This window comes from Burkholderia cepacia complex sp. TUM26381 (genome assembly GCF_057439935.1).
In genome coordinates, this window is sequence record NZ_CM172007.1 from 281,389 (window position 1) to 306,529 (window position 25,141).

Genomic DNA, 25,141 nt, shown 5'->3' on the forward strand with positions numbered 1-25,141 from the left:
GCATGCAGTTTTCCGTTGAGAATCATCAGGTTGGCGCGGAAAAAATAATGTTGTCTGCACCGCGCGCGCAAAAAAAACGGGCGCCTTGCGGAGCCCGTCTGTGCCGAAGCGAAGCGTGCGCTTGCGTGGCGGATTACTTGCCGTAGACGTCGAAATCGAAGTACTTCTTCGCGATCTTGTCGTACGTGCCGTCCTTGCGCATGCCGGCGATCGCGCCGTCGATCTTCGACTTCAGGTCGGTGTCTTCCTTGCGCAGGCCGATGCCGGCACCGTTGCCGAGCGTCTTCGGATCGTCGATATCCTTGCCGGCGAAGTCGAAATTCGCGCCGCGCGGCGTCTTCAGGAAGCCGATTTCGGCCTGCACCGCGTCTTGCAGCGCGCCGTCCAGACGGCCCGAGATCAGGTCGGCGTAGACCTGGTCCTGGTTCTGGTAAGGCACGACGTTCACGCCCTTCGAGGCCCAGTACGTCTTCGCGTAGGTTTCCTGGATCGTGCCCTGCTCGACGCCGACCGACTTGCCCTTCAGCGATTCAGCCGTCGGCATCAGGCCCGCGCCCTTCTTCGTCACGAGGCGCGTCGGCGTGTTGAACAGCTTCGCCGAGAAGGCGATCTGCTCCTGACGCGCCGGCGTCATCGACATCGACGACAGCACGCCGTCGAACTTGCGGGCCTTCAGCGCCGGGATCATCCCGTCGAAGTCGTTTTCGATCCACACGCACTTCGCGTTCATGCGGCGGCAGATTTCGTTGCCGAGATCGACGTCGAAACCCACAACCTTGCCGTCAGCGCCTTTCGATTCGAAAGGCGGGTAGCTTGCGTCGACGCCGAACCGCACGGTCGACCAGTCCTTCGCGTACGCGCCGCCGGCCGATACGGCGAGCAGGGCAACGGTCACAGCCGCAAGAATCTTTTTCACCAGGTGACTCCTCGTTTTGTTCGATGGGTGCGCGGTTGTGCCGCGCCGTAAGCCTTCGGCCCGCCGCGGCTTCGCGTCGGACTGTCCGTTTCGCCCGCCCGATGCGGGCGCGCGACGTGCGCAAGATTATCAAGACAAAATACCGGCAGGGCGCCTAGGACAAGCCCCGATACCGGGCCCGGCGGCGGCGCGTTGCGGGCGCCGCCGTTTCAGACACAGGAACGATTCAGCCGAGCGTTTCGTTGACCGCGCGCTGCAGGCACGTGACGAATTGCGATACGGCCGGCGTGGGCAGCAGGTCGCGCCGCGCGATGATCGACAGGTCGAAGCGCGGCATGCTTTCGTCGAGTTCGGCCGTGCGGATGCCGAGCGGCGCGACCATCTCGGCGAGCGGGCGCGTGAAGCAGCCGATCACGTCCGAGCGCGCGACGAGCCCGAGCGTCACCGCGAACGACATCGGCGAGCGCAGCAAACGTTTGGGCAGCGGCAGCCCGTGCGTCTCGAACATCCCGACCATCACGCTGTGCGGAAACTGCTCGGCGCCGACGGTGACGATCCACTCGGCATCGAGCAGTTCCTCTAGACGGCGCGCATGCGCGAGCGGGTGGCCTTCGCGCATCACGATCGTGAATTCGGTCGACAGCAGCGGCGATTGCGTGAAATCGCGATCGAGTGCGGGCACATGGTGCATTGCAGCGATGTCGAGCGTGCCGTTGCGCAATTGCGCGAGCGCGTCGGGCACCGTCACTTCCTCGAGATGCAGGCTCACGTTCGGCATCGACTGGCGGAAGGCCGTGACCGCATGCGGCAAAGCGGTCAGCGCGATCGACGGCATCGTGCCGACCGCGACGCGTCCCGACATTTCGCCTTTCACCTGCTCGACGGCCTCGACCGTGCGGCGGATGTCGCCGAGCAGCTGCTCGGCGCGCGGCAGCAGCGCGTGGCCGCACGCGGTCAGCTCGACGCCGCGCACGCTGCGCGCGAGCAGCTCCGCGTTGAGCGCGGTTTCGAGTTCGCGGATCGTGTGCGTGATCGCCGGCTGCGTGACGCCGAGTTCGCGCGCGGCGGCGCGCAGGCTCTTGAGGTGCGCGGCGGACACGAACGCCTGGAGCTGCGCGATGTTCAGGGGATTGCGGATGCGGGTCATCGGTCGGGTCCGGTTGGCGCGAAAGGGAGCGGCGGTTTCATGCTGCAGGTCGTGGTCCCGGGGAACGTCACGCGCCGGCGCGTGCGCGGAACGCCTGGCGATAACGTTGCGGCGACGTGCCGACGATGCGGGCGAACCGTTCGCGAAACGCGGTGACCGAACCGAACCCGGCTTCGGTTGCGACATGCTCGATCGACAGCGCCGTCACCTCCAGCAACTGCTGAGCATGCCTGACGCGCGCGGTCTGCAGCCATTGCCGCGGCGATGTGCCGGTCTGCTCCTGGAAGCGTCGCGTCAGCGTGCGCACGCTCGTCGATGCGTGGCGGGCCATCGCATCGAGCGTGAGCGGCTTGCGCAGGTTCGCCTGCAGCCAGTCCATCAGGTCGTGCAGCCCGTCGCTGCCGGCCGGCCATTCGGGCGCGATGAACTGCGCCTGCCCGCCTTCGCGCACGCGCGGTGCCACCGCGGCGCGGGCGGCGTCGACGGCGACCGCCGCGCCGTAGTCGGCCTGGATCATGTGCAGGCACAGATCGAGGCCGGCCGCCGCGCCGGCCGACGTCAGGATCTGCCCGTTGTCGACGAACAGCACATTCGGGTCGACCTCGACGTCCGGATAGCGGCGCGCGAGTTCGGCGGCCGCGAGCCAGTGCGTCGTCGCGCGCAGGCCGTCGAGCAGCCCGGCTTCCGCGAGCACGAACGCGCCGCTGCAGATCGACGCGATCCGGCAACCGCGCGCGGCCGCATCGCACAGGGCGGCGATCGCGCGGCGCGGTGTGGGCGCGAGCGGCACGGACGTGCCGGGGACGATGATCGTATCGGCGTCGGCCAGTGCGTCGAGACGAAACGGCGGGCGCAGCTCGAACAGGTCGCCGGCGACGCGCGGCTGCTCGCTGCACACGCGCACGCGGTAGGCGGGCGCGACGTCGGGCGACCGCACGCGCGCGAACGTGTCGCACGCGACGCCCAGGTCGAACGGGACGACATCGGGCAAAGCGAGAACGGCGACCGTGTGCATGGCGTTCGTGGCCGTGGCCAGAATCCGTTGAAAGATGTCATTCTAGCCAATGACTCGAACCCGCACCACACGCGACAATCGCCGTGGACCAACCCGGAGCCCTGCCGATGAAACAAGACGATCGCAATGCATTGCGGAACCTGCAATACCTGTCGTTGCTGGAGGCCACCACGCTCGTCGTGCTGGTGTGCGTGGCCGTGCCGCTCAAGCATCTGGCCGGCTATCCGGTCGCGGTATCGGTCATGGGCCCGGTTCACGGGATCGCGTTCGCGATGTATGTGTGGGCGGTCGTCGGCACCGCGTCGAGCGGGCTGTGGAGCAGGGGCGAGGTCGCGCGGCTCGTGCTGTCGGCCGTCGTGCCGTTCGCGGGGCTGGCGAGTGCCGGATGGATCGCGCGCCGGAGGCACGCGCAATGAGCTACCTGGTGCTGAAGGCCGTGCATGTGGCGGCCGTCGTTACGTTTGCCGGCGGGCTGCTGATGCTGTCCGTCGGTGTCCGGATCGCGAACCTCGCCGTGCATCGCGCGGTGCGGCGCTGGGATCGCACGGTGACGGCGCCTGCACTCGCGATCGTCTGGATCACGGGGATCGCGATCGCGCTGAGCGGTCACTGGTTCGGGGCGGCGTGGCTGTCGGTGAAGCTTGCGGTCGTCGTCGCGTTGTCGGCGCTGCACGGCATGCTGGCCGGCACGCTGCGGCGCATGGAGCGAGACGATCTGGTCGTCGTGCCGGCACCGTGGCTCGGGCAGGCGGCGGGCGCGGTCGTGGCCGCGACGGCGATCGTCGTCGGGCTGGTCGTGATCAAGCCGTTCTGATGGATTGCGCCTAAGCCAGCGCCATCTCGACCGCCGCCAGCGTGCGGCGCCGGATCCAGCCGCTCCCCAGCCGGATCGCGAGCCAGTACGGCGTGAACAGCCAGCGCGTGCGCGCGCTCGGGCAATGAATGAACGTTTCCGTGCGCAGCATGTGCGCACCCGATGCGAGCCCGACGACCTCGAACCGGAGCACCAGCTTCGCATCGCGCGGATCGTCGTGCCGGATGAAAGCCGCTGCATCGGCGATGGTGCGCACGTCGGGCGTGGGACGCCAGAAGCGGCCGACGAGGCCGAGCGACAGCGACGTGTCGTCGCGATGGAGCAGCGTGAACGAGTTGAAGCCGAAGCGCGCGCGTTGCGGGCGGGCCGGCCCGTTGCGGAGCGCGCCGGCGGCGGCCGCCGGGAATTCGCGCATCATCATCAGCGCGTCGATGACGGGATCGGCGCGCATGTCGAGCGACGCGACGGCGTCGATGATGCGTGCGGGCGGCGCGCCGATCGGCTGCGATTCATGCACTTCGTGGAAACCGAACGACGGAATGAACGGCGGCTTGCGCGCCGAGGTCCGGGTGCTCGATTCGGAGACGATGCCGAGCGCGTTCATCGCGGCTCCTGAAGGGGCAAAGCGCGATCGTAGCACCGGGCGCGGATTCGCGTCGCGCCGTTTCGGCGACGCGCATCGTGCTGCGCCGCACCGATAAAAAAAGCCTGGAAACTTGCGTTCCCAGGCTTGGAGACCATCAACGATGATGGTGGAGGAGACGTCGTCGTCCCGATGCGCGCCGCCCTTCTGCAGGCGACGTCGCGCATGTTTCGCGGTCAGATGGCCCAGCCGCCGAGATAGAAGGTGACGAGCACGGCCGCGATGAGCACGGTGCCGACGTTGAGCTTGCGGAATTCGCCGCTGGCGATGCGGCCGATCACGAGCGTCGAGAAGCCGAGCATGATGCCCGTCACGATGTTCGCGGTCAGCACGATGAACACCGCGCAGACGAGGCCCGACATCGCGTCGACCATGTCGTCCATGTGCAGCTTGCTCACGCTGCCGAGCATCAGCAGGCCGACGTACATCAGTGCCGGCGCGGTGGCGTACGACGGCACGAGGCCCGCGAGCGGCGAGAAGAACATCACGACGAGGAACAGCAGGCCGACCACGGCGGCCGCGAGGCCCGTCTTCGCGCCGGCGGCCACGCCGACGCTCGACTCGATGTAGGCTGCCGCGGGCGCGCCGCCGAGGAAGCCGGAGAAGATCGAGCTGATCGAATCGGCGGTCAGTGCGCGGCCGCCGTTGATGATGCGGCCGTTCTCGTCGAGCTGGCCGGCTTGCCCGGCGACCGCGCGGATCGTGCCGGTCGCGTCGAACACGGCGGTCATCACCAGTGCCAGCACGCTCGGCAGCACGGCCATCGACAGTGCGCCCTTGATGTCCATCGCGCCGATCAGCGATGCGTGGCCCGGTGCGCTCAGCGACGGCAGCGCGAAGATGCCGTGGTACTTCACGGCCGGATCGAAGATCAGGCCGAAGATCGAGATCGCGATCACGACGAGCAGGATGCCGCCCGGCACGCGACGCTTCTCGAGGCCGAAGATCGCGGCGAGGCCGACGACCGACATGATGACCGGGAGTGCGGTGATCTGGCCGAGCGAGACCGGCAGGCCGGCGCCCGGGTTCTTGATCACGAGACCGACGTCGTTCGACGCGATCAGCAGCAGGAACAGGCCGATGCCGATACCCGTGCCGTGCGCGACGCCCGCGGGCAGGTTGCGCAGGATCCACGAACGCACGCCGGTGACCGAGATGCCGGTGAACACGAGGCCCATCAGGAACACGGCGCCGAGCGCGACCGTCGGATGCAGGCCCTTGCCGAGCACGAGGCCGAATGCGGTGAACGCGGTCAGCGAGATCGCGCAGCCGATCGCGATCGGCAGCTTCGCCCACAGGCCCATCAGCAGCGAGCCGAACGCGGTGGTGAGGCAGACCGCGACGAACACCGCACTTGTGTCGAAGCCGGCCTTGCCGAACATGCCGGGCACGACGAATACGGAATAGACCATCGCGAGGAAGGTGGTGACGCCGGCAACGATCTCGGTGCGCTGCGTGCTGCCGCGCGACGAAATGCCGAAGTACCGGTCGATGACTCCCTTGGTGCCAAAGTCAGTTTCTGCCGAGCCGACGTCGACCGTCGGCTGCACCGGGGTATCACTCATGAGCTTGCTCCTTTATCAGCATGCTGAAACGGCCCGTAGCGAGCCGTCGTCAGGGTGTCTCGTATCTATCTAGTTGGGATTTGTCGGCAACGTCGTGGGGACGAATGACGCGTGATGCGTGTCGTTACGTGCGAATCGAAACGAGCGCGAGGGTGTCGCGTCGGACGACGCGTGGTGTGGTCGACCCCGTCACGTGTGCTTTGCCGTAGCGAAGGTTAGGCGAGCGGCCCATCACGTCCCATCGGGGGAAGAGCATGCAGCGCATGTCGCAGCGCTTATATCGGCGTGCAACCGGGCTTCGTTGCGATGACACGCGTGTATACGCCTAGTTCGAATCCGTTAAGGCGACTATTTGAATGCGGGGTCGGCGGGCAGGGTGGAAGCGGGTGAGGCATTGAATCTTACGAATGTCTTTCATGGGGGCCGCGCACATGCATGACGGCGGCGGCGTGCGGCGCGATGCGCGGCCGCGCGCAAGCGGCACCCGGATGATACCGGTGCCGCGTGCGGCTTGCGCTCGCGCGTTCTGGCCCTCATGGGTCAAGCGGGTGCGAGATGCGCGAGGTACGCGCAGAACATGTCGGCCATCGCGGTCGAAAAAGCGTCGATTTCCGCCGGCGTGCGTGCGGTTTCGGAGAACACCTTGCCGCCCGACGTGAGCGTCGTGACGATCAGCTCGCAAGCGAGCGCATGCGTCGCGTCGGACACGTCGGGCAGCGCTTCGCGCATGAACGCGCTGAAGGCCCGGTTGCCCTCGGCCCTCGCTTCCTGCGCCTCGGGGGCGTCGCGATAGAGAGGCGCCGCGTCGTCGAGCGCGATGCGCATGCTCGCCTCGTCGCATTCCGACCGGATGAACGCGTGCACGGCCGCGCGCAGCCGCTCGGGGGGCGTCTTCCGCGGGTCTTGCAGGATCCCGCACAGCATCTCGTACGTCTGGCGCCATTCGTCGTGCTGCAGCCGGAACAGCACCGACGCCTTGTTCGGGAAGTACTGGTACAGCGAGCCGACGCTCACGCCGGCGCGCTCGGCGACGCGCGCCATCGTGAAACGCTGCGCGCCTTCGGTGGCCAAAACCTGAATAGCGGCCTGGAGGACGTCTTCGACGAGACGGGTCGAGCGCGCCTGCCGAGGCAGCTTGCGCGTGGCGATCGGGGCGTTGCGGCGGTCGGTCATGGGCGGTTTGCCAATGCGAATAGTAAAACCTGAATAGTTCGTCATATTCTAGTCGGGCGCATTGACGCACTCAACCTGACCCTGGAGATCCGCATGACCACCCTGATTCAAGACCCGCTGGCGCCGCTGCTCGCGCGCCTGTTCGACGAAGCCGAGGCGTCGTCTCCCGCGACGAGCCCGGCCTTCGCCGACGTGTCGCGCGACGAGCAAGCGCGGCTGATGCGCAGCAAGACGGATTACATCGATCTGTATGCGCGCCTGAAGGATTTTCCGCTTCCCGTGTCGCGCGAGACGGGCACGCTGCTGTACATGCTCGCGCGCAGCGGCGGCGCGCGGGCGATCGTCGAATTCGGCACGTCGTTCGGCATTTCGACATTGCATCTCGCGGCCGCGTTGCGCGACAACGGCGGCGGGCGGCTGATCACGAGCGAGTTCGAGCCGTCGAAGGTCGTGCGCGCGCAGGCGAACCTGACTGCGGGCGGGCTTGCCGATCTCGTGGAGCTTCGCGAAGGCGATGCGCTGCGCACGCTGGCCGTCGATCTTCCGGATTCGATCGACCTGTTGCTGCTCGACGGCGCGAAGGCGCTGTATCCGGAGATACTGGCGCTGGTTGAACCGCACCTCAGGGCGGGGGCGTTCGTTGCGGCCGACAACGCGGAATACAGCCCCGACTACCTCGCTTACGTGCGCGCACCGGAAAACGGCTATCTGTCGGTGCCGTTCGGCGGCGACGTCGAGTTGTCGATGCGGATACGCTGAGCAGGCGGAACGAAGGTGCCGGCGATTTCACGCTTCCACGCCTTAAAGGCAGGATAACTGATCAAATGGAGGCGTGATGAAGCGCGCCGGGATGGTACCCGGTGCGTGTGAAGCCGCCCACATCACTTCAGGAACACGTATCGCGCGAAGTACGGAAAGCGGCCGACCGCATGCTCGGTCGTGCACGTCGCGGCCGGCGGCGTGCCGCCCGCCGTGTCGAGCCGCTGCACGAAGCGCACGCCGGCGAGCGTGCCCGTGGCGGCTGGCGTTGCGGCAAGCAGCAGTTGCGGAATGCTGGCCGGGCGCGTGCTCGGCGCTTCCGCGAGTTTCTTGCCGGTAATGCGGCTGCCGTCGAGCGCTTCCCACGACGGCCCCGCGCCGTGCCGCACGACGAGCGTGCCGTTGGCATCGAACAGCAGCGCCTCCGGGTGCTGGAAGGCCCACGCGAGCCGGTGTTCGGCGTCGTATTCGCACGTGTAGACCTGCACGCCGCTCGCGGCGGTCGCCAGTACCGGCGTGGCCGGCGCTGGCGGCGTCAGGCCGGCAGCCTCGTCGGCCCGCGCAGGCGCGCTGAATGCCGCCAGGGAAAGACTGGCCGCAAGGGCCAGCAGCATGTTGCGTGTCGGGGAGCGGCGTGGCATGGCGGGGCGTCCTTTCAGGTCGGGTGACGGTCGTGCTCGTGCGGAGTCGATCCCGTCAACGTTAGACGCCGATTGCGCGAGCTGCAATTCGGAAATGACAATCGCGGCGATAGCGGCCGCGATTGTCGGGGGGCGGATGCGCGATCAGCGGATCGCGACCGGGTTGATGTTGACCTGTGTGGAGCCGACGTACAGCGGCTGGCCGAGCACGAACAGGAATTCCCACGCCTTGTCGCGCACCAGCGCGCGGCTGTCGATCAGCTCCAGGTTGTAGATGCCGCGCTTCGCGAGCATGTACTGGTTGATCGGGAACTCGTCCTGCGTGTGCGGATTCGGATAAACCTCCGACGCCCACGTGTCGCCGCCGAACGCGACGATTCCCTGGTCGGCCAGCCACTGCGCGGCTTCCATGCCGATGCCGGGCTCGACTTCGAGGAACCGCTTGTTGTCCTTGCCGATCAGCTCCAGCCAGCCGGTGTTGAACAGCACGACGTCGCCTTTGCGCAGCGTCAGCCCCTGCTTCTTCAGCACGGCCTGGATGTCGGCGACCGTGAACTCGGTGCCGCCCGGCACGATCGGCTTGCCGTAGTAGGCGGTCATGTCGAGCACGACGCCGCGCGTGACGATCGGCGGCACCTTCTCGACGCCGAGCTTCTTCACGCCGTCGACGGTCACGAAATCGGCCGCCTTGTTGCCGTTGTAGTACACGTTGTCGATGCCGATGTGACCGATGCCGTTGAGCTGCGTGCCGACGCCGGTCCACGCGTTGACGAGTTCGTCGTTGAACGTGAACTTGTTCGGGCCGAGGCTCTTGCCGGCCTGCTGGCCGACCTGCACGTTGTACAGGCGGAAGCTGCGGTGGCGGAATGCCGGCAGGTTCTTGTCCACCGGCACGGCCAGCGGATAGGTCTTGCCGGCCTTCACGAGGCCGACGGCCTGCTTGATGACGTCGGGCGTCAGCAGGTTGGCCGCGCCGATTTCGTCGTTCGCGCCATAGACGGACGGATACCAGTCGGCCGCCGCTGCGGACGGGGCGGCGTGGGCCGCCTGTGCGGCCGCGAACGGCAGGATCGCGGCGAGCGCGAGCCGGGCGAGTGTTGCTTTCATGCTGGACTCCAGTGATCCGTTCAGGCCGCGGCTTGCGCGAGCGTCGGATAGTCGGTCAGGCCCTGGGCGCCGCCGCCGAACAGCGTGTTGCGGTCATGCGGCGTGAGCGTGGCGCCGGTGCGCAGGCGCTCGGGCAGGTCGGGATTCGCGACGAACGGGCGGCCGAAGGCGACGAGGTCGGCCCAGCCGGCGGCGATTGCTTCGCGCGCGCGCTCGGCGGTGTACGCGCCGGCATAGATCAGCACGCCCGGGTACGCGGCGCGCAGTTGCTGCTTGAAGGCGACCGGCATCAGCGGTGCGTCGTCCCAGTCGGCTTCCGCGATGTGCAGGTAGCCGACGCCGAGTTCGCCGAGCAGCTTCGCGGCGGCGAGATAGGTCGTTTCCGGATCGTCGTCGACGCAGCCGTTCAGCGTGGTCAGCGGCGCGAGGCGGATGCCGACGCGCGATGCGTCGCCGGTGCCGTCGATCAGCGCCTGCGTGACTTCGCGCAGGAAGCGCAGCCGGTTCTCCAGCGAGCCGCCGTATGCGTCGGTGCGCGTGTTTGCGTTCGAATCGATGAACTGGTTCACGAGGTAACCATTCGCGCCGTGCAGCTCGACGCCGTCGAAGCCGGCTTCGATCGCATGGCGTGCGGCGGCGCGGTATTGATCGACGATCTCGCGGATCTCGTCGACGGACAGTGCGCGCGGCTCGGACGCCTGCACGAAGCCCGGCGTGCTGCCGTCTTCACCGGCGACGAACACGTTCACGCCCTTCGCCTGGATCGGCGACGACGACACGGGCTGCGCGCCGCCGAGCAGGCTCGTGTGGCTCAACCGGCCGACGTGCCACAGCTGCGCGAAGATCCGGCCGTGCGCGGCATGCACGGCGTCCGTCACCTTGCGCCAGCCGGCGACCTGCGCCGGCGTGTGAATGCCGGGCGTCCATGCGTAGCCCTTGCCGAGCGGCGCGATGTAGGTGCCTTCGCTGACGATCAGGCCCGCACTCGCGCGCTGCGCGTAATACGCGGCCATCAGTTCGTTGGCTTCGTCGCCGGGCTGGCTGGCGCGCGAACGCGTCATCGGCGGCATCACGATGCGGTTCGGCAGCGTCAGCGCGCCGAGTCGCAACGGTTGAAAAAGCGGGTCCTGGATCATGGTGGTGTCCTGTCGGTGCCGCGGCCGGCTGGCCGCGGACGGGTCGATTGAGGGGGCAGGGCTAGCGCAAGCCCGCTGTTCGCGGGAACATGCCCTAGTCCCACTTCGGCGCGAGGCCGGCCGGGTCGACTTCGCGGCCATTGCGCTCGAGCGCGGCGATTTGCGTCATGTCTTCGTCGGTCAGGCGCAGCGTCTGTGCGAGCAGGTTGCTTGCAAGGTTTTCGCGCTTCGTCGACGACGGGATCACCGAGTAGCCGAGCTGCAGCGCCCAGGCGAGTGCGACTTGCGCGGGCGTCGCGTTGTGACGCTGCGCGATCGCGCCGATCACCGGGTCGCCGAGCACCTTGCCGTACGCGAGCGTCATGTACGACGTCACGTGGATGCCTTCGTGGTTCAGGAACTCGACGAGCTTGCGGTTCTGCAGGTACGGGCTCAGTTCGATCTGGTTCGTCGCGATCGCATCCTTGCCGACGGCCGCAATCGCTTCCTTCGTCAGTTCGATGTTGAAGTTCGAGATGCCGATCTGGCGCGTGAGGCCCTTCGCTTTCGCTTCGGCGAGTGCGGTCATGAATGCCTGGATCGACACGCCGTTGCCCGGGGCCGGCCAGTGGATCAGCGTCAGGTCGACGGTGTCGGTACGCAGCTTGCGCAGGCTTTCTTCGAGGCTCGCGACCAGCTTTTCCGGTGCGTAGTTGTCGACCCAGATCTTCGTGGTCAGGAACAGGTCTTCACGACGCACGCCCGATGCGGCGATCGCTTCGCCGACTTCGGCTTCGTTGCCGTAGATCTGCGCGGTGTCGATCGCGCGGTAGCCGGCTTCGAGGCCGTTGCGGACCGAGTCGATGACAACCTGGCCTTGCAGGCGGAAAGTACCGAGGCCGAATGCGGGAATCTTGCTCATCATGTGCTCCTGGGAGGGGGAACGGTTGCGGTATGGGAGTCATTCTGGCGCTTGAGACTGATGAAATAAACGCCTTTAGAGGTCAATAATATTTGATTTAAAATCAAATATTGATCGTGCCGCGGGCCTGCCGAAGACCGTCGCCGGCCTTATGCGGCGCGCGTTTGCGCGTTCGTCTTCGGATGGAATGCGGGCAGCACGTCCGATGCGATCTCGGCCATCGTCTCGTCGAGCGGGCGGCGGTTGCGGCGCAAATGCAGGCCGATGTGCTGCACGCCCGCGTCGCGCATCGCCGCGAGTTCTTCCGTCAGCGCGAGGCGGCCCGCGCGGGCGCCGAAGCGGTGCCGCTGCAGCGGCTCGTGCGGATCTTCCGCGAGGTCGAGGTGGATGAAGCTCACGTACGGCTTGCCGCCGGCCACCGCGCGCCAGTTCGCGGCGCGCTGCGCCTGGTCGGCCGGCGTCCCCGGATACGCGAGGCAGCCGTCCATGTGTTCGCCGATCCACGCGGGCGTCTGCTGGGCGAGACCCGCGACGAGCAGCGGCACCGGCGAACGGGCGGCCGGCAGCACGTCGAGGCCGGGCGGCAGGTGTCCGCGCGCGCCGTCGCGCAGCAGCGCGATCTGGTCGCGGAAATTCGCGCCGCGCGATGCGAAGTCGCGGCCGAACAGCGGATATTCGACCGGCCGGTCGCCGCTCGCGACGCCGAGCATCAGGCGCCCGCCGCTCAGTTCCTGGATCGTCGCGGCCGATTTCAGCGTCAGCAGCGGCTCGCGCAGCGGCAGCACGACGGCGGCCGTACCGAGCAGGATGTCGTGCGTGATGCCGGCGAGGTAGCCGAGATACGAGAACGTTTCGAACACTTGCGCGGCGTCGCCGAACGACGGGTCGTACACGGGCACGTCGCGTACCCAGAGTGCGCGGAAGCCGAGCGTGTCGGCCAGTTGCGCAAGCTCCGCGTGGATCTCCAGGTCGGGCACGCCGGGGCGGCGGCCCTGATGCTGGCGCTTCGCGTCGCCGGCCGGCGACCAGTCGTTGTCGAGCGGCAGTTCGATGCCGACGCTGAAGCCGCCGTCGGCGAGTTTGTCGAGTGAAGTGGGCATGTCGGGCTCCGTTCAGACCGCGCGCAGGCTGCCTTCGAGGCGATGGAAATCGAGCGACGACGCGGTGAAGAACGTGCGCGACGTGCCGGCGGCGAAATCGTCGATGTGCACGACCGTCGCGCGGTCGGCTTCCTGCCACGAGATCGCGTAGGTCTCGCCGGCGATGCGCTGCCACGTGTATTCGACTTCACCCTGCGCGCCCGTGTACGGGCCTGCGGTGATCTCGTAGCGCATGTGGAGGCCGTCCTCGTCGTACGCGTTGAGTGCGGTGAGGCCGTCGTAACGGACTTCGAAAGTCTTGCCGGCGAACGGCGGACGTTGGGTCGATGCGTTCATGCTGATGAGCTCCTGCAAAAAAGTGACGTTCAATGAGCGAGTTCGACGGGTTCGGCCGTGCGTTCCGGCAGCCCGTGGCGGCGGTCGAGACGGCCGCCCAGTGCGGTGAGCGCGAACGCGCCCAGCGTGACGACGGCAGCGATCCAGGGCGTGTGGCCGAGGCCGACGTTCGCGACGATCAGGCCGCCGAGCGACGAGCCGCCGGCCACGCCGAGGTTGAAGGCGGCGATGTTGAAGCCCGAGGCGACGTCGGTGGCGTCCGGCGCGAAGTGGCGCGCCTGCTTGACGACGTACACCTGCAGCCCCGGCACGTTGCCGAACGCAACCGCGCCCCACGCGAGCATCGTCAGCACCGCGAGCCATTTCACGTGGATCGTGAAGGTCAGCGCGAGCAGCACGATCGCGAGCAGCAGGAAGATCCGCTTGAGCGCCTTCACCGGGCCGACGGCGTCCGCGAGCTTGCCGCCCCACACGTTGCCGAACGCGACCGACACGCCGTAGCCGACGAGCACGAGGCTGACCTGCGACGGCGTGAAGCCGGCGATCTGTTCGAGCAGCGGCGCCATGTACGTGAACGCGATCAGCGAACCGCCGTAGCCGACGGCCGTCATCGCGAACACGAGCAGCAGGCGCGGCTGGGCGAGTACGCGCAGCTGGCGGGCGAGCGGCGCCGGCGGCGTCTGCGGCAGCCCGCGCGGCACGAAGGCGACTGCGCCGAGGAACGCGACGAGGCCGAACAGCGCGACGATCAGGAACGTCGCGCGCCAGCCGAAGTGCTGGCCGATGAAGGTGCCGAGCGGAATGCCGGCGACGAACGCGACGGTCATCCCGCTGAACATCGTCGCGATCGCGCTGGCGGCCTTGTCCTTCGGCACGAGCGTCGTCGCGATGATCGAGCCGACCGAGAAGAACACGCCGTGCGCGAGGCCGGTGAGGACGCGCGCGACGATCAGCGATTCGTAGCCCGGCGCCTGCCAGGCGACGAGGTTGCCGACGGTGAAGAGCGCCATCAGCCCGGCGAGCAGCGTCTTGCGCGGCACGCGGCCGGTGAGCGCGGTGAGCAGCGGCGCGCCGATGGCGACGCTCAGCGCATAGAGGCTGACGAGCAGGCCGGCCGACGGCAGGCTGACGCCGAGATCGGCGCCGATCGTCGGGATCAGCCCGACGATCACGAATTCGGTCGTGCCGATGGCAAAGGCGCTGATGGTCAGCGCAAGCAGGGCGAGTGGCATGATGGGATCCAGGTTCCAGTAAGGATGGATCGCAGTGTGCCGACTTTACTTTTGCGGAAAAACTGGTCTATAAACCAAATTGTTTTGATTTCAAGTCAACAATGAAGATCACGCTCGACGAACTCCAGGCCTTTGCCGCCGTGGTCGACACCGGTTCGATTACCGCTGCCGCCCAGCAGCTCGACCTCACCGTGTCGGCGACGAGCCGCACGCTCGCGCGGCTCGAGGAGAAGCTGAAGACCACGCTGCTGCGCCGGACCACGCGCCGGCTCGAACTGACCGAGGAGGGGCGTGCGTTCCTGCAGGATGCGCGCGCGATCATCGAATCGGTCGAGAACGCGGAAGAACAGATGCTCGCGCGGCGCGAGATGCCGTCGGGGCGCCTGCGCGTCGACGCCGCGACGCCGTTCATGCTGCACGTGATCGTGCCGCTCGTGCGCGGCTATCGCGAACGCTTTCCGAAGGTCGAGCTGGAACTGAACAGCAACGAGGGCATCATCGACCTGCTGGAGCGGCGCACCGACGTCGCGATCCGGATCGGCCGGTTGAAGGATTCGACGCTGCACAGCCGGCGTATCGGCAACAGCCGGCTGCGCATCCTCGCGAGCCCCGCGTATCTCGACGCGCACGGCCAGCCGCGCAAGGCCGAGGATCTCGACAAGCACACGCTGCTCGGCTTCACGCAGCCCGAATCGCTGAACGTGTGGCCGATCCTCGGCACCGACGGCGAAGCGTGCCGCATCGGGCCGGACGTCTGTTCGTCGAGCGGCGAGACGCTGCGGCAGCTCGCGCTGGAGGGCGCGGGCGTCGTCTGTCTGTCGGATTTCATGACCGCGCAGGATCGCGAAGCGGGCCGGCTCGTGCAGGTGCTCGCGCGCCAGACGCTCGAGGTCGAGCAGCCGATCCATGCGGTGTACTACCGCAATACCGCGATCTCGTCGCGGATCGCGTCGTTCGTCGACTACATGATCGAGGTGCTGGGCGGCAGCAGCAGCGATGCGCCGGCGCGGCGCAAGGCCGCGTGGCTGGAGCCGCTGTAGCAGCGGGCTCGCCGGGAAGACGGGGCGGGCGCCGCCCCGGGTGATCGGGCGTGCCGCGCGGGCGGCACGCCGTCGTGCAGCAGCCGTTACGCCTCTTCCGCCCAGGACATCCCGTCGCGCGCGAGCAGCGCCGACGATGCCGCGGGCCCGAACGTGCCGGCCGTGTACAGCCGCGGCCGGTCGCCGAGCTGCTTCCAGCCGTCGAGGATCGGCTCGACCCACGACCATGCGGCTTCGAGCTCGTCGCGGCGCATGAAGTGCGTGAGGCGGCCGCGGATCACGTCGATCAGCAGCCGTTCGTACGCTTCCGCGCGCCGCTCCGGAATCGCCTGCTGCAGGTCGAGGTTCAGGTTGACCGGCACCATGTTCATCCCGCTGCCCGGTTCCTTCGCGAGCATCTGCAGCTGGATCGACTCTTCCGGCTGGAGCTGGATCACGAGGCGGTTGCTGTAGTGGCGCGGGCCGGTCGGGATGATCGAGAACGGCATGTCCGCGAACTCGATCACGATTTCCGACTGCCGGCGCTGCAGCCGCTTGCCCGTGCGCAGGAAGAACGGCACGTTCGCCCAGCGCCAGTTGTTGATGTGCGCGCGCAGCGCGACGAAGGTCTCCGCGCGGCTGTCGGCCGGCACGTTGTCTTCCTCGAGATAGCCTTTCACCGGCTGGCCGTCGACCGCGCCGGCCGTGTACTGGCCGCGCACGGTGTCGCGCGCGACGTCGGACAGCGACATCGGGCGCAGCGAGCGCAGCACCTTCAGCTTCTCGTCGCGCACCGCGTCCGGGTCGAGCGACACGGGCGGCTCCATCGCGACGATGCACAGCAGCTGCAGCAGGTGGTTCTGCACCATGTCGCGCAGCGCGCCCGTATGGTCGTAGAAGCCCGCGCGGCTGCCGACGCCCACCGTTTCCGCCACCGTGATCTGCACGCTGCGGATGCTCGGCGCCTGCCACAGCGGCCCGAAGATCGGGTTGCCGAAGCGCAGGACCATCAGGTTCTGCACGGTTTCCTTGCCGAGGTAGTGGTCGATCCGATAGATCTGCGATTCCTCGAAGTGCTTGCCGACCGCATTGTTGATCGCCTTCGCGGACGCGAGATCGTGGCCCAGCGGCTTTTCGAGGACGACGCGCGAGCGCGCGTCGACGAGGTGCGCGGCCGACAGGTTGTCGCAGATCGTCGTGAACAGCTCCGGCGACGTCGACAGGTAGAACACGCGGATCGCATCGCCGCGCGCCGCTTCGGCGAGCCGCAGGTAGTCTTCCGGCGCATTCACGTCGATCAGCACGTACTTGAAGAGATCGAGGAAGCGGCTCCACGCATCGGCGTCGAACGCCTTCTCGTCGATGAACGGGCGCGACTGCTCTTCCATGAACGTGCGATAGCCGTCGATGCCCCAGTCGCGGCGGCCGACGGCGATGATGCGCGTCTCGGGCGGAAGGTTGCAGTGCAGGTGCGCCATGTACAGCGCGGGCAACAGCTTGCGGGCGGCCAGGTCGCCGCCGCCGCCGAAAATGATCATGTCGACGGGCCGGTCGGCCGCGGTCTGGGTAGGCTGATTCGTCATGGGAGGTTCGCGGTTTGAAACGGTGAACGTGAAACGAACGTCGAGGGCATCGGGCCAGGTTGCGCCGCCGCCGGTACGGCAAAACCCTAATAGTGCACCGTTTTGATGGATTGCGTATGCGTTCGGCCAGATGTAACAGCGCTTGCCTTTCACATGATCGCCTGATTATGATTGAGCGCTCACTCATTAAAGGAATCGAACGTGGCCCGACCGCGCAGTCCCGACAAGCACGATGCCATCCTCGCCGCCGCCGCCCGCGCGCTCGCGGAGGACGGCGCGACTGCGACGACCGCACGCATCGCCCGGCTCGCCGGCGTGGCGGAAGGCACGGTGTTCACGTACTTCGAGACCAAGGATGCGTTGCTGAACGCGCTGTATCTCAGCCTGAAGGCCGACATGCGCGAAGCGATGATGGCCGGGTTTCCGGAACACGCGCCGGTCGAGCAGGCCGTGCGGCATGCGTGGAACGGCTATGTGTCGTGGGGCGCCGCGAATCCGGACGGGCGGCGCGCGCTGCAGCAGCTCGGCGTGAGCGGGCGCATCGACGATGCGCATCGCGCGGCCGGCGCCGAAGGCTTCAGCGGGATCAGCACGCTGCTGCGCGAGCAGGTCGCCGCGACGGGCGCGCTGGACCGCGACGACGCGCATGCGTTCTGCTCGGCATTGTTCATGTCGATCGCGGAAACGGCGATGGAGTCGATCGCGCGCGATCCGGCGCGGGCCGATGCGTACCGGGAAGCCGGGTTTCGCGCGTTGTGGGCCGTGTTGCACGCGGTGTGAGTCAAGGATTGCGGTCGTGGCGGCGCGTGCGGTTGCGCGCGTCGCGACAGTGGCCGGCAGCGGGTGTCAGGCAGGGCGATGCAGGTCATGAACGACCGAATCGTCGTCCATATTAATGAGTGAGTAATCATTCATTTTTGTGATTTCACCACGATCAAGGAGTGGAAAATGTCGAAAGTCTGGTTGGTAACGGGGGCCGCGCGCGGCCTGGGGCGAGCGATTTCGGAAGCGGTGCTGGCGGCAGGCGACCGGCTGGTGGCCGGTGCACGCGATCCCGCACGGCTGGCCGATCTGGCCGAGCGGTACGGCGACCGGCTGCTGCCGGTCGCGCTCGACGTCACCGACGAAGCGGCGGCCGCGCAGGCCGTCGCGGCGGCACACGCGGCGTTCGGCCGTATCGACGTGCTGGTGAACAACGCGGGTTACGGCCACACGGCGCCGTTCGAGCAGATGGGCACCGGCGATTTTCGCGATCAGATCGAAACGAACCTGTTCGGCGTGATCAACCTTACGCGTGCGGTGCTGCCGACGCTGCGCGCGCAGCGCGCGGGGCACATCTTCCAGGTGTCGTCGGTCGGCGGCCGCACGTCGACGGCCGGGCTGTCCGCGTATCAGGCCGCGAAGTGGGCGGTTGGCGGGTTCAGCGACGTGCTCGCGAAGGAAGTCGCGCCGTTCGGCGTGCGCGTGTGCACGCTCGAGCCAGGCGGGATGCGCACCGAATGGGCCGCGCAGGCGAAGCGCGGCGTCGACGACTTGCTGCCCGACTATCAGCCGTCGGTCGGGAAGATTCTCGACCTGCTCGGTGCGTATGGCGGCCACGAGATCGGCGATCCCGCGCGGATCGCGGCGCTGATCGTCGACTTGTCACGCCGCGACGACGTGCCGATGCGCTTGCTGCTCGGCGGCGATGCACTGTTCGTCTGCGAGCAGGCGGAACAGCAGCGCGCGGAAGAAGCGGCGCGGTGGCGCGATGCGACGCTGTCGACGCAGTTTCCGGATGCGAAGCTGCCGGGCGGGCTGGATGCGCTGAAGGACATCGGGTAAGCGTGGCAGCCCGGATCGCACGGAAGGCCGGCGCGGCGATGTGCGCCGGCCTTCCGTGCCGATGGCGTCACGGTTTCCGCTGCCGGGCGCTCAGCGGCCCAGCGCGTAAAACTCGGCGTTGGGCCGCATGTTCGTCACGTTCGCGATGCGGTTGGACATCCCGAAGAACGCCGAGATTGCCGTAATGTCCCAGATGTCTTCTTCGGCGAAGCCGTGCGACTTCAGCGTGTCGAAGTCCGTCTCGCCCACCTGGTGCGCGGCCTGCGAAACCTTCATCGCGAAGTCCAGCATCGCCTTCTGCCGCGCGGTGATGTCGGCCTTGCGGTAGTTGGCGGCGACCTGGTCGGCGATCAGCGGATCCTTCGCGCGAACGCGCAGGATCGCCCCGTGCGCGATCACGCAGTACTGGCACTGGTTCACGCTGCTGGTGGCCACGACGATCATTTCGCGCTCGGCCTTGCTGAGATTGCCCGGCTTGTCCATCAGCGCGTCGTGGTACGCCATGAAGGCGCGGAACTCGTCCGGGCGATGCGCGAGGGTGAGGAACACGTTCGGGATGAAGCCCGACTTTTCCTGGACGGCCGCGATGCGTTCGCGAATGTCGTCGGGCAGGTCTTCGAGGGCCGGCACCGGGAAGCGGCTGACGGGTGCGTTGTCCGAAACAGTCATGAGGTCTCCTGAGAAAGTGACATGGCCGCCGTGGCGGGCGTCACGCGTTGACGTCGACGACGATGCGGCCGCGCACCTTGCCGTCGATCAGTTCCGCCGCCAGCGGGATGGCATCGGCCAGGCCGACCTGGCGGCCGATGGCGCCCAGCTTTTCGACATCGAGATCGGATGCGAGCCGGCGCCATGCGTCCAGGCGGTCGGCGCGCGGGCACATCACGCTGTCGATGCCGACGAGCGTGACGCCGCGCAGGATGAAAGGTGCGACGGTGGCGGGGAAGTCCATGCCGGCGGCGAGGCCGCAGGCCGTCACCACACCGCGATAGCGCGTGGTCGCGCACACGTTGGCGAGCACATGGCCGCCCGCGACGTCGACCGCGCCGGCCCAGCGTTCCTTGCCGAGCGGCTTGCCGGGCGCGCTGAATTGCGCGCGATCGAGGATCTCCGCCGCACCGAGCTGCCGCAGGTAGTCGGCATCGGCCGGGCGGCCCGTCACGGCGGCGACGCGATAGCCGAGCCGCGCGAGGATCGCGATGGCGACGCTGCCGACACCGCCAGCCGCGCCGGTCACGACGATCTCGCCGTCGTCCGGGCGCACGCCATGCCGTTCCAGCGCCATCACGCACAGCATCGCGGTGTAGCCGGCCGTGCCGATGGCCATCGCCTGCTGCGGCGAAAAGGCAGACGGCAGCGGCACCAGCCAGTCGCCGTCGACACACGCCTTCTGCGCGAGGCCGCCCCAGTGCGTTTCGCCGACGCCCCAGCCGTTGAGCACGACGCGGTCGCCGGGGCGGTAGTCCGGGTGCGTGCTGTGTTCGACTTCGCCGACCAGATCGATGCCCGGCACCATCGGGAACTTGCGCACCACCGGGATCCTGCCGGTGATCGCGAGCCCGTCCTTGTAGTTCAGCGTCGAATAGCCGACACGGATCGTCACGTTGCCGGCAGGCAACTGCGCGTCGTCCAGCGTCTGCAGCCGCGCGTGCTGGCCGGTTTCGTCCTTGTCGATCACGATGCCCTGGAACATCCGTCCTCCTTTTTAGACCGATCGTCTAGTCAATGGTAAAAAAACTCAGCGGCGAGGCAATCCATTGAAGAAAAACTGCGCGAACAGCGCGAGCGGCATGTCGTTGCGTTCGAGCTTCGCGCGCAGCACCGCGCCTTCCCAGCCGATCCAGAAGAACGCGGCCAGCGCGGCAGGGTCGGCCGATTCGGCCAGTTCGCCTGCCTGCTGCGCGGCGGCCAGGCATTCGGCCAGGCGGCGCTGCCAGTCTTCGAACGTGGCGCGCAGACGCGCGCGGAAACTTTCGGGCAGCGTGCCCATTTCCTGCCCGAGATTGCCGATCAGGCAGCCGCGGCTGTACGCGTAGCGGGCCATGGCGTCGCGGGCATCGTCGACGAAGGCACGCACGCGCGCCAGCGGCGCGTGCCCGGTCTGGCTGAAATGGCGGTCCAGCTTGCGGGCGAAGAACTCCGCGTAGCGGTCGATCAGCGCGAGGCCGAACGTTTCCTTGCTGTCGAAGTAGTGATAGAAGGAGCCCTTGGGCACGCCGGCGCGCCCGAGGATCTCGTCGAGCCCGGTGGCCGAAAAGCCTTTTTCGGTGAGGATCTCCAGCCCGGTGCGCAACAGCACGTCACGCGTGGCGACGAGATCGTCGTGCTGCTTGGGCGGCCTGCCGCGGCGACGCGGCGGATCGGTTCGAGTGTCCATGCGCGAATAATAGACCGTTCGTCTCAAAAATCAATGGCCGACATGCCGATCGCGTTGGGCGAGGTCGGTCCGGCAACTGTTGCCCGTATTAACCCTGATTAAAAAATCTTATCGCGGTGAAAAATTCCGCATCTTATTGAACCGATATCGGCTCGATATAGTGGCTCGCTTTCCCGCACGCGCCTTCGGCGTGCGCAGACAAACGGCAGGAGCCCCTTGATGACCACCGATACCCGATTCACCGAAGTCGAGGATCTGATGCCCGCCGCCGGCGGGCTGCGCGAGATCCGTCACCACATCCACCACCATCCCGAGCTGGCGTACGAAGAGCACGACACGGCCGCGCTCGTCGCGGACAAGCTCGAGCAATGGGGCTGGCAGGTGACGCGCGGGGTCGGCAAGACGGGCGTCGTCGGCACGCTGCGCGTGGGCGACGGCACGCGCAGTATCGGCATTCGCGCCGACATGGATGCGCTGCCGATCGTCGAGGCGACCGGCCTGCCGTATGCGAGCGGCACGCACGGCAAGATGCACGCGTGCGGCCACGACGGCCATACGACGATGCTGCTCGGCGCCGCGCAGCATCTCGCGAAAACGCGCCACTTCTCGGGCACCGTGCACCTGTATTTCCAGCCGGCGGAAGAGCACGGCGTCGACAGCGGCGCGAAGAAGATGATCGACGACGGCCTGTTCGAACGCTTCCCGTGCGACGCCGTGTTCGGCATGCACAACCATCCGGGCGCGGCGCCCGGCGTGTTCCTCACGCGGCGCGGCCCGTTCATGTCGGCCGGCGACAAGGCGATCATCACGATCGAAGGCGTCGGCGGCCACGCGGCGCGGCCGCATCTGACGGTCGACCCGGTCGTCGTCACGGCGAGCATCGTGATGGCGCTGCAGACGATCGTCGCGCGCAACGTCGATCCCTCGCAGCCGGCGGTCGTCACGGTCGGCTCGATGCACGCGGGCACCGCGAACAACGTGATTCCGAACGGCGCGCGCCTCGAACTGAGCGTGCGTTCGTTCAGCCCGGACGTGCGCGCGCTGCTCAAGCGCCGCATTACCGAGCTGGCCGAAACGCAGGCCGCGAGCTACGGCGCGACCGCCAATGTCGAGTACATCGAAGGCTATCCGGTCGTCGTCAATACGGATGCCGAAACGGATTTCGCCGCGCAGGTCGCGCGCGAGCTCGTCGGCGATGCGCACGTGGTCGAGCAGACCGACCTGCTGATGGGCAGCGAGGATTTCGCATTCATGCTGCAGCAGCGGCCGGGCTCGTTCGTGCGGCTCGGCAACGGCGAAGGCGAGGACGGCTGCATGGTGCACAACCCGAAATACGACTTCAACGATCGCAACCTGCCGATCGGCGCGGCGTTCTGGACGCGCCTCGTGGAGCGTTACCTCGGGCAGTGATCGTGGCGGTGGCGCGCGGCCGGCGCTTCCGGCCGCAATGAGAGGAGACGACAACGATGCAGAAAGACCATCTCGCGCTGCACCCCGCGTCGACGGGGGCCGCCGCAACCAGCGCGCCGGGCGCGCCTGCCGTCACGCGGCGCGGTGCGATCGCCGCGGCCGTGATCGGCAACTGGCTGGAGTTCTTCGATTTCACCGTGTACGGGTTCTTCGCGGTGCTGATCGGCAAGCTGTTCTTCCCGTCAAGCGACGCGACCACGTCGCTGCTGCTGTCGGTCGCGACGTTCGCCGCCGGCTTCTTCACGCGGCCGCTCGGCAGCGTCGTGCTCGGCGTCTATGCGGACCGCAAGGGACGCAAGGCCGCGCTGAACCTGACGATCATGCTGATGGCGCTCGGCACGGGCCTGATCGCGATCGCGCCCACCTATGCGCAGGTCGGCGTGGCCGCACCGTTGCTCGTCGTGTTCGCGCGGCTGCTGCAGGGCTTCTCGCAGGGCGGCGAATTCGGCGCGGCGACGACGACGCTGCTCGAACAGGGCGGCACGTCGCGCCGCGCGTTCCGTGCCAGCTGGCAGCTCGCGACGCAGGGCGGCGCCGCGCTGATGGGCTCGGGCTTCGCGGCGCTGCTGTCGAACACCATGACGAAGGATGCGCTCGAAAGCTGGGGCTGGCGGCTGCCGTTCCTCGTCGGCGTGCTGATCGCGCCGGTCGGTATGTACCTGCGCCGCCGGCTCGCGGACGACGCGCCCGGCGAAAGCCATCACGGGATCGAGCGCGGCGTGCTGCACGAGCTGTTCTCGAAGCACGCGCGCACGGTGTTGCTGCTGATGCTCACGGTGATGGGCGGCACGGTGTCGACCTACATCCTGACGTTCTACATGCCGACCTACGCGATCCATACGCTCGGGCTGCCGATGAAGCTGTCGATGTTCGTCGGCGTCGCGTCGGGCTGCGTGATGCTGGTCACGTGCCCGCTGTTCGGCTGGCTGTCGGACACGCTCGGCAGCCGGCGCCTGCCGATCTTCGTCGGCCGCGGCGTGCTGGTCCTGCTGCTGTTCCCGGCGTTCTGGCTGATGAACCATCATCCGACGCTGTCGGTGATCCTGCCGCTGACCGCGCTGATGCTGCTGTTCTATTCGCTCGGCTCGGCGTCGGAAATGGCGCTGATGTGCGAATCGCTGCCGCGCCACGTGCGGGCGACCGGCATCTCGATCGCGTATGCGCTCGCGGTGACGATCTTCGGCGGCACCGCGCAGCTGATCGCGACCTGGCTCGTGAAGACGACCGGCAGCAAGCTCGCGCCGGCCGGCTACGTGGCCGCGTGCGTGGTGCTGTCGCTGATCGCGGTCGCGATGCTGCGCGAGACGGCCCAGGAGTCGCTGGACTGACGCGTGATGCGGGCGGCGGGGCGCGCTCGTGCGCTTACCGCCCGCGCACCATCCTCAGGTACGACGCGAGCATCGTCGCGAGTTCCTGCGCGGCCGGCGTCAGCGGCACGGCCGCGCGTTGCAGCAGGCAAATGTCCTGCGATTCGGCCTGCTCGCGCACGGGCACCTTCGCGAGCGCGCCGGCGTACGGCCCGTGCCGCGTGATCGCTTCGGTTTCGAGCGCGAGGGAATCGGTCTGCGTGACGATCTGCAGCGTCTCGAACATCCCTTCGACGGTGGCGAGAATCTTCGGCGGCGGCTGGCCATGCGCATCGAAGTACGCGAGCAGCCGGTTGACGACCGGGTCGGCGCTCAGGTTCGGCGAGCGGGTGGACACCCATGCGTAACCGGCCAGCTCCGCGAGCGATTGCGCGTGCATTGCCGGATGCCCGTTGCGGCAGACGACCACCGGTGCCGACGCACGCAGCGGCGTGACCGTGAGATCGGTCGTGTCGGTCTGCTTCGCGACCAGCGCGATCGCGAAATCAACCGCGCTTTCGCGCAGCCAGCCGACCATCATCCGCGACGTGCCGGTGCGCAGGTGCACGTCGACCTTGTCGAAGCGCGCGCGAAACGCGGTCAGCACGGGCGCGAACGCATCGATCAGCGGTTCGGCCACGAGGCCGAGCGTGACGGTGCCTTCGTACGCGCCGCTCAACTGACGGATTTCCCGTTCGACCTGCTCGCATTCGCCGAGGATCGAACCGGAGCGCGCGAGCAGCCGCTGGCCGACGGCCGTCGGCACGATCCCGCGATTGGTGCGCGTGAACAGCGTCGCGCCGAGCGTCGCTTCGAGGCTTTGCAACTGCTGCGTGACGCCGCTTTGCGCGAGATCGAGCGCGCGTGCGGCGGCGCGCAGGCTGCCGTGCTCGACGACGGCCTGGAAGATGCGGAGCTGGGACAGCGTGAACGCCATGGATGAGCGCGAAGCCGGTGATCGGAAATACCGATCATGATAAGGCAGTCGATGGTTCCGGCGGCGGCGCGTGCCGCCTACGATCGCAGGCAGTCCGGCT

26 protein-coding genes are annotated in these 25,141 nt (G+C 67.7%); 8 read left to right on the forward strand and 18 right to left on the reverse strand.

Annotated elements, in window-relative coordinates; genetic code table 11:
• Positions 1–133: 133 nt before the first annotated feature.
• The 3 genes from ACWMMN_RS18115 to ACWMMN_RS18125 all read right to left on the reverse strand — a co-directional run bounded on the left by ACWMMN_RS18115 (position 134) and on the right by ACWMMN_RS18125 (position 3,078).
• The gene (locus ACWMMN_RS18115) at positions 134–916 is read right to left on the reverse strand and encodes an ABC transporter substrate-binding protein (RefSeq protein WP_059238701.1); all 783 of its coding nucleotides are present in this window, start codon (positions 914–916) and stop codon (positions 134–136) included.
• Positions 917–1,142: 226 nt separating this feature from the next.
• Positions 1,143–2,063 (reverse strand): LysR family transcriptional regulator, encoded by a 921-nt coding sequence (locus ACWMMN_RS18120; protein WP_174993760.1) that lies wholly within the window; start codon positions 2,061–2,063, stop codon positions 1,143–1,145.
• Positions 2,064–2,130: 67 nt separating this feature from the next.
• Positions 2,131–3,078 (reverse strand): GlxA family transcriptional regulator, encoded by a 948-nt coding sequence (locus ACWMMN_RS18125; protein WP_256087103.1) that lies wholly within the window; start codon positions 3,076–3,078, stop codon positions 2,131–2,133.
• A gap of 107 nt (positions 3,079–3,185) precedes the next feature.
• On the opposite strand from ACWMMN_RS18125, the gene ACWMMN_RS18130 reads away from it, so the two are divergent.
• Both ACWMMN_RS18130 and ACWMMN_RS18135 read left to right on the forward strand, forming a co-directional pair.
• A complete protein-coding gene (locus tag ACWMMN_RS18130) occupies positions 3,186–3,494 on the forward strand; it encodes a DUF3817 domain-containing protein (protein ID WP_059238707.1) in 309 nt (102 codons plus the stop codon).
• Entirely contained in the window at positions 3,491–3,892 is a 402-nt protein-coding gene (locus ACWMMN_RS18135) for a CopD family protein (protein ID WP_059240886.1), read from the forward strand. The genes ACWMMN_RS18130 and ACWMMN_RS18135 overlap by 4 nt, the downstream gene beginning before the upstream one ends.
• A gap of 10 nt (positions 3,893–3,902) precedes the next feature.
• On the opposite strand, the gene ACWMMN_RS18140 is transcribed toward ACWMMN_RS18135, so the two are convergent.
• The 3 genes from ACWMMN_RS18140 to ACWMMN_RS18150 all read right to left on the reverse strand — a co-directional run bounded on the left by ACWMMN_RS18140 (position 3,903) and on the right by ACWMMN_RS18150 (position 7,318).
• Complete coding sequence (locus ACWMMN_RS18140; RefSeq protein ID WP_059238709.1) at positions 3,903–4,496, reverse strand: hypothetical protein; 594 nt, start codon at positions 4,494–4,496, stop codon at positions 3,903–3,905.
• Between the two features lie 215 nt (positions 4,497–4,711).
• Positions 4,712–6,100, reverse strand: a complete 1,389-nt coding sequence (locus ACWMMN_RS18145) for an NCS2 family permease (RefSeq protein WP_059238711.1) — start codon at positions 6,098–6,100, stop codon at positions 4,712–4,714.
• 540 nt (positions 6,101–6,640) lie between these two features.
• The gene (locus ACWMMN_RS18150; RefSeq protein WP_059238712.1) at positions 6,641–7,318 is read right to left on the reverse strand and encodes a TetR/AcrR family transcriptional regulator; all 678 of its coding nucleotides are present in this window, start codon (positions 7,316–7,318) and stop codon (positions 6,641–6,643) included.
• Between the two features lie 48 nt (positions 7,319–7,366).
• Here ACWMMN_RS18150 and ACWMMN_RS18155 point away from each other — a divergent pair, with 48 nt between their 5' ends.
• Positions 7,367–8,032 (forward strand): O-methyltransferase, encoded by a 666-nt coding sequence (locus ACWMMN_RS18155; RefSeq protein ID WP_342705429.1) that lies wholly within the window; start codon positions 7,367–7,369, stop codon positions 8,030–8,032.
• A gap of 122 nt (positions 8,033–8,154) precedes the next feature.
• Here ACWMMN_RS18155 and ACWMMN_RS18160 read toward each other — a convergent pair whose 3' ends face one another.
• The 7 genes from ACWMMN_RS18160 to ACWMMN_RS18190 all read right to left on the reverse strand — a co-directional run bounded on the left by ACWMMN_RS18160 (position 8,155) and on the right by ACWMMN_RS18190 (position 14,485).
• Positions 8,155–8,673 carry a DUF3455 domain-containing protein gene (locus ACWMMN_RS18160; RefSeq protein WP_486423744.1) on the reverse strand — a complete coding sequence of 173 codons (519 nt, stop codon included), beginning with the start codon at positions 8,671–8,673 and terminating at the stop codon, positions 8,155–8,157.
• A 144-nt stretch (positions 8,674–8,817) separates the two neighbouring features.
• The gene (locus ACWMMN_RS18165; RefSeq protein ID WP_059238719.1) at positions 8,818–9,780 is read right to left on the reverse strand and encodes a cyclase family protein; all 963 of its coding nucleotides are present in this window, start codon (positions 9,778–9,780) and stop codon (positions 8,818–8,820) included.
• A gap of 20 nt (positions 9,781–9,800) precedes the next feature.
• Positions 9,801–10,916, reverse strand: a complete 1,116-nt coding sequence (locus ACWMMN_RS18170; protein WP_342705428.1) for an alkene reductase — start codon at positions 10,914–10,916, stop codon at positions 9,801–9,803.
• Positions 10,917–11,010: 94 nt separating this feature from the next.
• Complete coding sequence (gene dkgB, locus ACWMMN_RS18175) at positions 11,011–11,817, reverse strand: 2,5-didehydrogluconate reductase DkgB (RefSeq protein ID WP_256087107.1); 807 nt, start codon at positions 11,815–11,817, stop codon at positions 11,011–11,013.
• Positions 11,818–11,966: 149 nt separating this feature from the next.
• Positions 11,967–12,917, reverse strand: coding sequence for an LLM class oxidoreductase (locus tag ACWMMN_RS18180; RefSeq protein ID WP_059238726.1), 951 nt, complete (start codon positions 12,915–12,917; stop codon positions 11,967–11,969).
• Positions 12,918–12,929: 12 nt separating this feature from the next.
• Positions 12,930–13,253 (reverse strand): MoaF-related domain-containing protein, encoded by a 324-nt coding sequence (locus tag ACWMMN_RS18185; RefSeq protein WP_174993754.1) that lies wholly within the window; start codon positions 13,251–13,253, stop codon positions 12,930–12,932.
• A gap of 29 nt (positions 13,254–13,282) precedes the next feature.
• Positions 13,283–14,485: an MFS transporter gene (locus tag ACWMMN_RS18190; RefSeq protein WP_174993753.1), complete on the reverse strand. Its 1,203-nt coding sequence runs from the start codon at positions 14,483–14,485 to the stop codon at positions 13,283–13,285.
• A 101-nt stretch (positions 14,486–14,586) separates the two neighbouring features.
• Here ACWMMN_RS18190 and ACWMMN_RS18195 point away from each other — a divergent pair, with 101 nt between their 5' ends.
• Entirely contained in the window at positions 14,587–15,525 is a 939-nt protein-coding gene (locus ACWMMN_RS18195) for a LysR family transcriptional regulator (protein WP_059238730.1), read from the forward strand.
• Between the two features lie 86 nt (positions 15,526–15,611).
• Here the strand turns inward: ACWMMN_RS18195 and zwf are convergent, their stop codons facing one another.
• A complete protein-coding gene (gene zwf / locus ACWMMN_RS18200; RefSeq protein ID WP_059238732.1) occupies positions 15,612–17,087 on the reverse strand; it encodes a glucose-6-phosphate dehydrogenase in 1,476 nt (491 codons plus the stop codon).
• Between the two features lie 201 nt (positions 17,088–17,288).
• On the opposite strand from zwf, the gene ACWMMN_RS18205 reads away from it, so the two are divergent.
• Both ACWMMN_RS18205 and ACWMMN_RS18210 read left to right on the forward strand, forming a co-directional pair.
• A complete protein-coding gene (locus ACWMMN_RS18205; RefSeq protein ID WP_174993751.1) occupies positions 17,289–17,867 on the forward strand; it encodes a TetR/AcrR family transcriptional regulator in 579 nt (192 codons plus the stop codon).
• 168 nt (positions 17,868–18,035) lie between these two features.
• Positions 18,036–18,911 carry an SDR family NAD(P)-dependent oxidoreductase gene (locus ACWMMN_RS18210; RefSeq protein WP_059238736.1) on the forward strand — a complete coding sequence of 292 codons (876 nt, stop codon included), beginning with the start codon at positions 18,036–18,038 and terminating at the stop codon, positions 18,909–18,911.
• Between the two features lie 90 nt (positions 18,912–19,001).
• On the opposite strand, the gene ACWMMN_RS18215 is transcribed toward ACWMMN_RS18210, so the two are convergent.
• Genes ACWMMN_RS18215 through acuR form a run of 3 tightly spaced genes read right to left on the reverse strand, consistent with a single transcriptional unit; the run spans position 19,002 to position 21,288 of the window.
• Positions 19,002–19,580, reverse strand: a complete 579-nt coding sequence (locus tag ACWMMN_RS18215; RefSeq protein WP_059238738.1) for a peroxidase-related enzyme — start codon at positions 19,578–19,580, stop codon at positions 19,002–19,004.
• Positions 19,581–19,620: 40 nt separating this feature from the next.
• Positions 19,621–20,604, reverse strand: coding sequence for an acrylyl-CoA reductase (NADPH) (gene acuI, locus ACWMMN_RS18220; RefSeq protein WP_256087110.1), 984 nt, complete (start codon positions 20,602–20,604; stop codon positions 19,621–19,623).
• Positions 20,605–20,649: 45 nt separating this feature from the next.
• On the reverse strand, positions 20,650–21,288 hold the full coding sequence (acuR, locus tag ACWMMN_RS18225; protein WP_486423745.1) for an acrylate utilization transcriptional regulator AcuR: 639 nt from the start codon (positions 21,286–21,288) through the stop codon (positions 20,650–20,652).
• 219 nt (positions 21,289–21,507) lie between these two features.
• Between acuR and ACWMMN_RS18230 the strand changes: the two genes are divergently transcribed.
• Complete coding sequence (locus tag ACWMMN_RS18230; protein WP_256087111.1) at positions 21,508–22,698, forward strand: M20 aminoacylase family protein; 1,191 nt, start codon at positions 21,508–21,510, stop codon at positions 22,696–22,698.
• A gap of 56 nt (positions 22,699–22,754) precedes the next feature.
• Positions 22,755–24,086: an MFS transporter gene (locus tag ACWMMN_RS18235; protein WP_174993747.1), complete on the forward strand. Its 1,332-nt coding sequence runs from the start codon at positions 22,755–22,757 to the stop codon at positions 24,084–24,086.
• Between the two features lie 34 nt (positions 24,087–24,120).
• Here the strand turns inward: ACWMMN_RS18235 and ACWMMN_RS18240 are convergent, their stop codons facing one another.
• A complete protein-coding gene (locus ACWMMN_RS18240) occupies positions 24,121–25,041 on the reverse strand; it encodes a LysR family transcriptional regulator (RefSeq protein ID WP_059238747.1) in 921 nt (306 codons plus the stop codon).
• Between the last annotated feature and the right edge of the window lie 100 nt (positions 25,042–25,141).

Excerpts from the sequence above, each read along its gene's own strand:
- ACWMMN_RS18230 (WP_256087111.1), top strand. The coding sequence starts at position 21,508 with ATGACCACCGATACCCGATTCACCGAAGTCGAGGATCTGATGCCCGCC.
- ACWMMN_RS18160 (WP_486423744.1), bottom strand. The coding sequence starts at position 8,673 with ATGCCACGCCGCTCCCCGACACGCAACATGCTGCTGGCCCTTGCGGCC.
- ACWMMN_RS18240 (WP_059238747.1), bottom strand. The coding sequence starts at position 25,041 with ATGGCGTTCACGCTGTCCCAGCTCCGCATCTTCCAGGCCGTCGTCGAG.
- ACWMMN_RS18170 (WP_342705428.1), bottom strand. The coding sequence starts at position 10,916 with ATGATCCAGGACCCGCTTTTTCAACCGTTGCGACTCGGCGCGCTGACG.
- ACWMMN_RS18135 (WP_059240886.1), top strand. The coding sequence starts at position 3,491 with ATGAGCTACCTGGTGCTGAAGGCCGTGCATGTGGCGGCCGTCGTTACG.
- ACWMMN_RS18130 (WP_059238707.1), top strand. The coding sequence starts at position 3,186 with ATGAAACAAGACGATCGCAATGCATTGCGGAACCTGCAATACCTGTCG.
- ACWMMN_RS18195 (WP_059238730.1), top strand. The coding sequence starts at position 14,587 with ATGAAGATCACGCTCGACGAACTCCAGGCCTTTGCCGCCGTGGTCGAC.
- ACWMMN_RS18150 (WP_059238712.1), bottom strand. The coding sequence starts at position 7,318 with ATGACGAACTATTCAGGTTTTACTATTCGCATTGGCAAACCGCCCATG.
- ACWMMN_RS18165 (WP_059238719.1), bottom strand. The coding sequence starts at position 9,780 with ATGAAAGCAACACTCGCCCGGCTCGCGCTCGCCGCGATCCTGCCGTTC.
- ACWMMN_RS18215 (WP_059238738.1), bottom strand. The coding sequence starts at position 19,580 with ATGACTGTTTCGGACAACGCACCCGTCAGCCGCTTCCCGGTGCCGGCC.
- ACWMMN_RS18125 (WP_256087103.1), bottom strand. The coding sequence starts at position 3,078 with ATGCACACGGTCGCCGTTCTCGCTTTGCCCGATGTCGTCCCGTTCGAC.
- dkgB (WP_256087107.1), bottom strand. The coding sequence starts at position 11,817 with ATGAGCAAGATTCCCGCATTCGGCCTCGGTACTTTCCGCCTGCAAGGC.
- ACWMMN_RS18140 (WP_059238709.1), bottom strand. The coding sequence starts at position 4,496 with ATGAACGCGCTCGGCATCGTCTCCGAATCGAGCACCCGGACCTCGGCG.
- ACWMMN_RS18210 (WP_059238736.1), top strand. The coding sequence starts at position 18,036 with ATGTCGAAAGTCTGGTTGGTAACGGGGGCCGCGCGCGGCCTGGGGCGA.
- acuR (WP_486423745.1), bottom strand. The coding sequence starts at position 21,288 with ATGGACACTCGAACCGATCCGCCGCGTCGCCGCGGCAGGCCGCCCAAG.
- acuI (WP_256087110.1), bottom strand. The coding sequence starts at position 20,604 with ATGTTCCAGGGCATCGTGATCGACAAGGACGAAACCGGCCAGCACGCG.
- ACWMMN_RS18185 (WP_174993754.1), bottom strand. The coding sequence starts at position 13,253 with ATGAACGCATCGACCCAACGTCCGCCGTTCGCCGGCAAGACTTTCGAA.
- ACWMMN_RS18145 (WP_059238711.1), bottom strand. The coding sequence starts at position 6,100 with ATGAGTGATACCCCGGTGCAGCCGACGGTCGACGTCGGCTCGGCAGAA.
- ACWMMN_RS18180 (WP_059238726.1), bottom strand. The coding sequence starts at position 12,917 with ATGCCCACTTCACTCGACAAACTCGCCGACGGCGGCTTCAGCGTCGGC.
- ACWMMN_RS18235 (WP_174993747.1), top strand. The coding sequence starts at position 22,755 with ATGCAGAAAGACCATCTCGCGCTGCACCCCGCGTCGACGGGGGCCGCC.
- ACWMMN_RS18190 (WP_174993753.1), bottom strand. The coding sequence starts at position 14,485 with ATGCCACTCGCCCTGCTTGCGCTGACCATCAGCGCCTTTGCCATCGGC.
- ACWMMN_RS18155 (WP_342705429.1), top strand. The coding sequence starts at position 7,367 with ATGACCACCCTGATTCAAGACCCGCTGGCGCCGCTGCTCGCGCGCCTG.
- ACWMMN_RS18120 (WP_174993760.1), bottom strand. The coding sequence starts at position 2,063 with ATGACCCGCATCCGCAATCCCCTGAACATCGCGCAGCTCCAGGCGTTC.
- zwf (WP_059238732.1), bottom strand. The coding sequence starts at position 17,087 with ATGACGAATCAGCCTACCCAGACCGCGGCCGACCGGCCCGTCGACATG.